The 6,252-nt window shown below is 74.3% G+C and carries 7 protein-coding genes; 2 read left to right on the plus strand and 5 right to left on the minus strand.

From position 1 onward, the window contains the following. Window positions 1–1,128 (minus strand): serine/threonine-protein kinase (locus VIU94_RS31830; RefSeq protein WP_414721047.1); only part of this gene is annotated, 1,128 nt, incomplete at its 3' end. A gap of 428 nt (window positions 1,129–1,556) precedes the next feature. Here VIU94_RS31830 and VIU94_RS31835 point away from each other — a divergent pair. After that, on the plus strand, window positions 1,557–1,829 hold the full coding sequence (locus VIU94_RS31835; protein ID WP_331916725.1) for a hypothetical protein: 273 nt from the start codon (window positions 1,557–1,559) through the stop codon (window positions 1,827–1,829). Window positions 1,830–1,962: 133 nt separating this feature from the next. Here the strand turns inward: VIU94_RS31835 and VIU94_RS31840 are convergent, their stop codons facing one another. The 3 genes from VIU94_RS31840 to VIU94_RS31850 are packed head-to-tail and all read right to left on the minus strand — an operon-like array spanning window position 1,963 to window position 4,948. Next, window positions 1,963–3,165: a CaiB/BaiF CoA transferase family protein gene (locus VIU94_RS31840; RefSeq protein WP_331916727.1), complete on the minus strand. Its 1,203-nt coding sequence runs from the start codon at window positions 3,163–3,165 to the stop codon at window positions 1,963–1,965. 47 nt (window positions 3,166–3,212) lie between these two features. Continuing rightward, complete coding sequence (locus VIU94_RS31845) at window positions 3,213–3,989, minus strand: ABC transporter permease (protein ID WP_331916729.1); 777 nt, start codon at window positions 3,987–3,989, stop codon at window positions 3,213–3,215. Continuing rightward, window positions 3,986–4,948, minus strand: a complete 963-nt coding sequence (locus VIU94_RS31850; protein WP_331916731.1) for an efflux ABC transporter ATPase subunit, DrrA-related — start codon at window positions 4,946–4,948, stop codon at window positions 3,986–3,988. The genes VIU94_RS31845 and VIU94_RS31850 overlap by 4 nt, the downstream gene beginning before the upstream one ends. A 63-nt stretch (window positions 4,949–5,011) precedes the next feature. Between VIU94_RS31850 and VIU94_RS31855 the strand changes: the two genes are divergently transcribed. Next, window positions 5,012–5,728, plus strand: a complete 717-nt coding sequence (locus VIU94_RS31855) for a TetR/AcrR family transcriptional regulator (protein WP_331916733.1) — start codon at window positions 5,012–5,014, stop codon at window positions 5,726–5,728. A gap of 22 nt (window positions 5,729–5,750) precedes the next feature. Here the strand turns inward: VIU94_RS31855 and VIU94_RS31860 are convergent. Next, the coding region (locus VIU94_RS31860) for a type ISP restriction/modification enzyme (RefSeq protein ID WP_331916735.1) at window positions 5,751–6,252 on the minus strand (502 nt) is incomplete at its 5' end.

Genomic DNA, 6,252 nt, shown 5'->3' on the forward strand with positions numbered 1-6,252 from the left:
GGTCGGCGGCGGTGTGCTCGGCGGCGGGGTCGTGCCGCCGCCCGCCGTGTCGCTGCCTGCCGTACCGGCCCCGGTGCTCGTGCCCGTGCTGCCGCCGTCGCTGCCCGCCGTGGTCCCGCCCGAGCCGCCGCCGGGGTCGTCCTCGCGCAGCAGCGTGTACGTCAGTCCGCCGACCGCGAGCAGCAGGACCGCGATCCCGGCGGCCAGCACCGCACCGGCGCGCCGGGGCCGCTCGCCGCCGCCCGTCCCGTACGGGTCACGGGGCGGCGGAGGTTGCGGGGACCCCGCGCGCGTCGGACCGGTCGGCCCGTCCCCACTGCCCGCCACGACCGTCGGCGCGTACGGCCCCGATGCCACCGGACCGGTCCGCGCCGCGCCGCCCGCCGCGATCACCCGCAGCCGCTCGGCCGTCTCCTGCGCCGACAGCCGCTCGCCGGGCTCCTTGCGCAGCAGCCCCTCGATCACCGGGGCCAGTGGGCCCGCGTTCCGGGGTGGCGGAAGCTCCTCGTCCACCACCGCGCGCAGCGTGCTCAGCGGGGTGTTCTGGCGGAACGGCGAGTTGCCCTCGACCGCCGCGTACAGCAGCACCCCGAGCGACCACAGGTCCGAGGCGGGACCTGCGGTGCGCCCCAACGCCCGTTCGGGCGCGAGGAATTCGGGGGAGCCGACCAGCTCGCCGGTCATCGTCAGGTTCGAGCTGCCCTCCACCCGGGCGATGCCGAAGTCGGTGAGCACCACGCGACCGTCGTTGGCGAGCAGGACGTTGCCCGGCTTCACGTCCCGGTGCAGCACCCCGGCCTCGTGCGCGGCCCGCAGCGCCGCCAGCACCTCCGCCCCGATCCGAGCGGCGCGCGGCGGCGGCATCGGCCCCTCCGCGTCCAGCGCCTCCGAGAGCGAGAGGCCGCGGACCAGTTCCATCACGATCCAGGGGCGGTCGTCCTCGGTCGCCACGTCGTACACCGTGACGACGTTGCGGTGCGTGATGCGGCCGGCCGCCCAGGCCTCGCGCTCCAGCCGGGCGTACAGGCGGCGCTCGTCGGCCGTGGCGAGTCCGGCGGGTGCGCGGACCTCCTTCACCGCGACCTCGCGGCCCAGGACCTCGTCGCGGGCGCGCCAGACGACGCCCATCCCGCCCTCGCCGAGTGCCCCGAGGAGCCGGTACCGGCCCGCGACCAGCCGCTCGCCCTCCGGCGTCGTTCCGCTCAAGACGGGCCCCCTCCGTCGGTCCGCGCCGGCGCGGCATCACGGCAGAAACCCTTCCAAGTTAGCTCAGGAACGGATTTCTGCCCCCACCTCGGACAGCGATGATCTTGGTGGTGGAGATCACACACCGTCAGATGTCCGCCGCTGACGCCCTTGCGTGCAGGATGGTTCATGACGGTTCGGCAGGTGTTCGTTCGCTGTCCAACTCGCCCTGGAATCAGAAGCATTCGGACAGTGACCGTCAACACCCGTACGAGTGCGGTGAATCCTGCGGCCGGGATACACGGGTGTCACAGCGGGGCGATAGGGTTAACCTGCCCGGGCTGGGTGCCCTCGTACGGGTGGGGAGTGACATGGAACAGATAACGATGCGCAGCAGGGCGCGTGTCCCTGCGATCACCTGCGGGAGCAGCGCGACAAGTTCGCGACTGGACCGCCATCTCGCGGTCCTGGGGGGTCCCGCCATACCGCAGCGCGAGTCCGCCGAGGCGACGCTGCTCATGCGCGAACTGACGACGCGTGAAGCCGCTCCGTCGGCGCACGGCCATCGCAGCCGCAGCGCCCGCGTCTCGCTCTTCGCGCCCCTGCGCCGCCTGCGCCGCTCGCTCTTCGGCAGCCGGCGCTAACCGCATCCGACCGGTCGGCCGGGCACGCCTGCCCGGCGCACCCTCCCGCTCACTCGCCCGACCGCCGTCACCGCAGCCCGGACGTGTTCCCCACCCGTCCGGGCTTCGCGCTGCCCGCCGAGGTGTGCACCGCTCAGGCGATCACGCCCGCCTTCCGCAGCGCCGTGCGCTCCTCCGCGTCGACGCCGAGACCGGCCAGGACCGTCTCCGTGTGCTGGCCCAGCGCCGGGATCGGGCCCATCGCCGGCTCCGGGCCGTCCGGGAACACGATCGGCGGCAGCATCGCCCGCAGCGGGCCCACCGCCGAGTCCACCGCGCGCCACCGGTCCCGCGCCACCAGCTGCGGGTGGTCCGCCAGGTCGGCCACCGAGTTCAGCCGGGCGCACGCGATGCCCGCCGCCTCCAGCCGGGCCAGCGCCTCGGCCGCCGTCAGCGGCGCCAGCGCCGCGGCCACCGCCGCGTCCGTGTCGGCCCGCCGGGCCACCCGGGCCGTGTTCGTCGCGAAGTCCGGATCGTCCGCCAGCTCCGGCCGCCCCAGGACCTGTTCGGCCAGCCGCCGCCACTCCCGGTCGTTCTGCACCGAGAGGAGCACCAGGCTCCCGTCCGCGGTCGGATAGGCGTCGTACGGCGCGATCACCGCGTGCGCGAGCCCCGTGCGCGCCGGGGCCGCGCCCCCGTGCATCCCGTGGTGCAGCGGATGCCCCATCCACTCGGCCAGCGAGTCGAGCAGCGAGACCTCCACCGGACCGCCCCGGCCGGTCGTCCCGCGCCGCACCAACGCGGCGAGCACGCCCGAGAACGCGTACATCCCGGCCGCGATGTCCGCCGCCGGGATGCCCGCCTTCACCGGCTGCTCCGCCGTCCCGGTCACCGACACCAGACCGGCCTCGCACTGCACGAGCATGTCGTACGCCCGCTTGTGCGCGTACGGCCCCTCCGCCCCGTACCCCGAGATGTCCACCGCGATCAGCCGCGGATGCTCCGCGCACAGGGCGGCCGCGCCCAGGCCGAGCCGGGCCGCCGCGCCCTGCGCCAGGTTCTGCACGAACACGTCCGCGTCCGCGATCAGCCGGCGGACCAGGGCGATGCCCCGCGGGTCCTTCAGATCCACCGCGACCGACTCCTTGCCGCGGTTGCACCACACGAAGTGCGAGGCGAGGCCGGCCGCGGCCGTGTCGTACCCGCGGGCGAAGTCGCCGCCGTCCGGGCGCTCGATCTTGACGACGCGGGCGCCGAGGTCGGCGAGCTGCCGGGTGGCGAAGGGCGCGGCGACGGCCTGTTCGACGGCGACGACGGTGATCCCGTCCAGCGGGAGCGGCTGCGTGCGGGTGCTCATCCTGCGTGCCTATCGCGGCCGCGCCCCGTTTGTCACGTGCGGTTCGGTCACACCCTGGCGTACCGCCGGACCGCGAGCGGCGCGCACAGCGCGATCAGCGCGAGCGACCACAGCAGCGCCCCGGCCACGGGGTGCGCCACCGGCCAGGCGGCGTCCGCCGGGACGGCCGCGTTGCCGAAGAGCTCGCGGACCGCGGTGGTGACCGCCGAGATCGGGTTCCACTCGGCGACGGTGCGCAGCCAGCCCGGCATGCCGTCGGTCGGGATGTACGCGTTCGACAGCAGCGGCAGCATGAACGTGGCGCTGCCCAGCTGCCCGGCCGCCTCCTCGCTCCGCGAGGCGAGGCCGAGCAGGATGCCTGCCCAGGTCATCGCGAAGCGGAAGAGCAGCAACAGGCCGACGGCGGCGAGCGCGTCCAGGGCCGTGCCCTCGATCCGCCAGCCCATCGCGAGGCCGATCAGGATCATCGGGACCATGCCGACCGCGCTGGTCGCCAGGTCGGCGAGGGACTGGCCGAGGGGCACGGCGGCGCGGCTCATCGGCATCGTCCGGAACCGGTCCATCACGCCCCGGTGGGAGTCCTGGGCGGCCTGGAACATGCCGGTCATCAGCCCGCCCGCGGCCGTCGCGACCAGCAGTCCGGGGACGAGGAACGCGCGGTACTCGGCGCCCGGCATGGCCAGCGCGCTGCCGAAGACGTACCCGAAGAACAGCAGGAAGACGATCGGCATCGTCTGCGTCATGAGCGTCATCGCCGGCGCGTGCCGGACGCGCTGAAGGTGCCGTCCCAGAATGGCGGTTCCGTCGTGCACGAGGGCGCTCATGCGGCCATCTCCTTCCGGCCCGCGGGCGCGGGCGCGGTGCGGTCGGTGAGGCGCAGGAACACCTCGTCGAGGGTGGGCGGGCGCAGCGAGGCGTCCACGATGTGCACCCCGGCGGCGTCGATCTCGCGGACGATCCGGGGGAGGGTCAGCGTGCCGTCCAGGGTCACCGCGCCGACCGTGCGGTGCTCGGCGTCGAGCGCCGGGGCCGAGCCGGTGAGCTGGTCGAGCACGGCCGCGGCGGCCTCCAGGAGCGCCGGGTCGGCGACGACGACCTCGGCGTAACTGCCGATCCGCGCCTTGAGTTCGGCCGGGGTGCCGCGGTGTGCGGCCCGGCCCTCGTCGATCAGCACGATGTCGTCGGCGAGCTGGTCGGCCTCCTCCAGGTACTGCGTGGTGAGCAGCACGGTCGTGCCCTGGGACGCCAACCCCCGTACGGCGTCCCAGATCCCGTTCCGGCTGTGCGGGTCGAGCCCGGTGGTCGGCTCGTCGAGGAAGAGCACCTGCGGCGGCACGATCAGGCTTGCGGCGAGGTCGAGCCGGCGGCGCATGCCGCCCGAGTAGGTGCGGGCGGGGCGGTCGGCGGCCCCGGTCAGGTCGAACCGCTCCAGGAGCTCGTCGGCGCGGGAGCGCGGGGCGCGCAGCAGTTTGGCGAACAGCCGCAGGTTCTCCGCGCCGGTCAGGTCGCCGTCGACCGAGGCGTACTGGCCGGTGACCGAGATCCGGCGGCGCACCTCGGCCGGCTCGCGCACCACGTCGTGGCCCGCGACGCGGGCGCTGCCGGAGTCCGGGGCGGTGAGCGTGGTGAGGACCTTGACCGCGGTGGTCTTGCCCGCGCCGTTGGGGCCGAGGACGCCGCAGACCGTGCCCTCGGGGACCGCCAGATCGAGCCCGCGCAGGGCGTGGACCTCCCCGTAACGCTTCTGCAGCCCCTCACTAAGTACAGCGTACGTAGTAGTCATGGCCCGACCATAGCGCACTACGTACGCCGTACGTAACTACGATGGTGGACGAGGTGGTGATCCATGGCGGGCCGAGCGGCCGAACCCGAAGTGATCTGGGCGCGCCCCGAGCGCACGGGCCGAGGTCCGAAACCGGCGTACAGCCGGGCCGACATCGTGGCCGCCGCGGTGCGCGTCGCCGACGCCGACGGCGTCGACGCGGTCTCCATGCGGCGCGTGGCGGCCGAGATCGGCTGCGGCACCATGTCGCTGTACAACTACGTCCCGCGCAAGGAGGACCTGTACGAGCTGATGGTCGACGCCGTCAGCGGGGAGTACGACCTCTCCCGGGGCGCGAGCGGCGACTGGCGCGCGGACATGCTGCATGTGGCCCGCGAGGCCCGCGGGATCCTGCACCGCCACCCGTGGGTGATCCGCCTGATGACCACCGGCTACGCCTTCGGCCCCAACGCCCTGCGCTTCCTGGAGCACTGCCTGGAGTGCCTGGAGGGCCTCGATCTGCCCGGCGGCGTCAAGATGGAGCTGATCGCGACGGTGAACGGCACGGTCATGACCATCGTCGCCAACGAGATCGCCCTCGCCGAGCGCGCCCGTGGGCTGCCCTGGACCGAGGAGCAGGAACAGGCCGTGCGCGGGGCCTACTTGACGGGGCAGCTGATGGGCGGTGGGTACCCGCGGCTCGCCGCCGTGTTCGCCGAGTCCGGATCCCAGCCGCTCGACGCCGAGGAGGTCTTCGACCGGACGCTGCGGCGGGTGCTCGACTCCTTCGTTGCGGCGTAAGTCCAGTTGACCTGGGGTGCGCTCACAGCAGCGCGAACTGGCCCTCTGGGCCCTCCTCCTGGTGGTCGAGCACGGACGCCGGGCGGCGGGAGCGGTCCGGTACGGGCAGGACGCCGGCCTCCCGGAGCGCGCCGCGCGTCAGCTCCGCGCCCCCGTGGAGCGCGGCGCGCTCCGGCTCGCTCTGGTCCAACAGGGCCAGGACCGTGATCAGTTCGAGGAGCTCCGAGGTCCACTCCTGGGGCCAGGCGGCCGGCCCGATCGCCTCCAGGGCGCCGGGTTCTGCGGGCGCGGTCCGGTGCGCGAACCACTGCTCCAGCATCCGTACGCCCCCGACATGGAACTCCCAGGCCTCCACGGGCACCGGTGAGATCCGGCCCTCGTCCAGCGACAGCGTCTCCTCGGCCGGGTCGTACGCGAGCGTCGTCGGCCGGGCCGGGATCGGCGACCGCACATAGGGCCGCCGCCCGCCCGGCAGCCGGGGCCGCTCGCAGCCCCGGGCGCCGCGCAGCTGGACGTCGGTCAGC

Source organism: Streptomyces sp. (assembly GCF_036566765.1).
GTDB lineage: Bacteria > Actinomycetota > Actinomycetes > Streptomycetales > Streptomycetaceae > Streptomyces.

Bases quoted from the DNA above. Each gene is read 5' to 3' on its own strand.
- VIU94_RS31840 (WP_331916727.1), bottom strand. From the start codon at position 3,165: ATGAGCACCCGCACGCAGCCGCTCCCGCTGGACGGGATCACCGTCGTC.
- VIU94_RS31855 (WP_331916733.1), top strand. From the start codon at position 5,012: ATGGCGGGCCGAGCGGCCGAACCCGAAGTGATCTGGGCGCGCCCCGAG.
- VIU94_RS31850 (WP_331916731.1), bottom strand. From the start codon at position 4,948: ATGACTACTACGTACGCTGTACTTAGTGAGGGGCTGCAGAAGCGTTAC.
- VIU94_RS31845 (WP_331916729.1), bottom strand. From the start codon at position 3,989: ATGAGCGCCCTCGTGCACGACGGAACCGCCATTCTGGGACGGCACCTT.
- VIU94_RS31835 (WP_331916725.1), top strand. From the start codon at position 1,557: ATGGAACAGATAACGATGCGCAGCAGGGCGCGTGTCCCTGCGATCACC.